This is a genomic window from Rubrivirga sp. SAORIC476, assembly GCF_002283555.1.
GTDB lineage: Bacteria > Bacteroidota > Rhodothermia > Rhodothermales > Rubricoccaceae > Rubrivirga.
Genome location: NZ_MVOI01000001.1, coordinates 1 through 1,314, shown reverse-complemented (window position 1 = coordinate 1,314; position 1,314 = coordinate 1). Strand labels below are relative to the sequence as shown.

Annotated in this window: 1 protein-coding gene and 1 pseudogene; both read left to right on the top strand. The window is 70.5% G+C overall.

Going from position 1 to position 1,314, the window contains the following annotated elements; all coding sequences use genetic code 11:
* Positions 1-808 (top strand): M48 family metallopeptidase (locus B1759_RS19515; protein ID WP_158225021.1); only part of this gene is annotated, 808 nt, incomplete at its 5' end.
* A 250-nt stretch (positions 809-1,058) separates the two neighbouring features.
* Positions 1,059-1,314, top strand: a pseudogene (locus B1759_RS00005) (hypothetical protein); the annotation flags it as partial.

The following is a 1,314-nucleotide window of genomic DNA, read 5'->3' as shown; positions in this document are numbered from 1 at the left end:
TCTGTTCGCCGGCTCGGCGGCGGAGTTCGGCGACGAGATCCCGAACCCGGAGCGGGCGGCGTACATCCGGAGCCTCTCCGAGGCGATCGACGACGCGGCGCTGCGCGAGAACTACGCCCAGTTCGCCACCTACATCGAGACCGAGCCGTCCGTTCAGGACCAGGTCGCTGGCACGGACGCGGCTGTCCAGTCGCTCCTCGACGACTACAACGCGGGCACGCTCACGGGCAACCGCGTCTTCACCCTCCTCGCGACCGCGCAGCAGCAGCCGGAGCGCCTGACCGATCTCGGCGCCGATCCGGAGGCCGTGATCTCTGGCATCACCCGCCTGCCGGAGATCGTCGACCAGGTGGACAACCCGCGCCTGCTGTACGCGCTCTCGGTCCGCGCCCGTCGTGAAGGCGACACGGCACGCGCCAACGAACTCTTCCAGCGCGCGATCGACAACGCCGAGTCGAACGCGCAGCGCGCCGACTTCTACTACTCGGCCGGTCAGTACGACCGCGCCCTGCAGGTCTTCCCGTCGCACGGGCCGAGCCTGTACCGCCGCGCGGGCCTGATCGCGCAGTCGGTCGGCCGCCCGACCTCGCTGCGTGGCCGCTTCGCCTACTGGTGCCTCGCGGACATCTACCGCAACGTGGCCGCTCAGACCTCTGGCCAGATCGCCTCCAACGCGCGGACGACGGCGTCCCGCTTCGAGCGCGCCGGCCCGAGCCGCGACCAGTACTTCCTGGAGGGCTTCAGCCCGGGCCAGTCGGTGTCGGCGAGCCTCGGCGCCTATGGCTCCTGCACCACCCGCGTGCGCTAGCCCCGCTCCCCCCGCCTTGGCACCGAGGCGGACCGAGCCACGCCGGCCGTCCCCATCGCGGGGGCGGCCGGTGTTCGTTTGTGGACTCGTGCCAGGATGACCGACTCTGGGTTGGGCGCTCGGGTCGCGAGATCTATGGGCAGACACGAGACGGAGAGCCCGAGCAACTTCCGAACGCCTGCTGTGTCGTTCCGAGAGCGCTGACTCGCTCGGCGCGGTCCGACGGATGTCTCTGCCACGCTCCGCGCTCATGCCTTCTCTTCGCCTCACGCTCTTCTCCGTCCTCGCCTCCCTGGCCGCGTGCAGCGCTCCGCCGGCCGCCGAGGCGCCGATGCCACGTCCCGCGCCGTCCGCTCCCCTGGCGTCCTACGGTCCTGGCGACTACTGCGCGGAGACGTACGTGCTGCTGCAGCCCACGACGCGCTCCAACTTCAGCCTCGGCTCCGAGTACTACCGCAACGGCGACTACTGCGCCGCCTACCCCTACATCAAGCAGATCCTCGCCA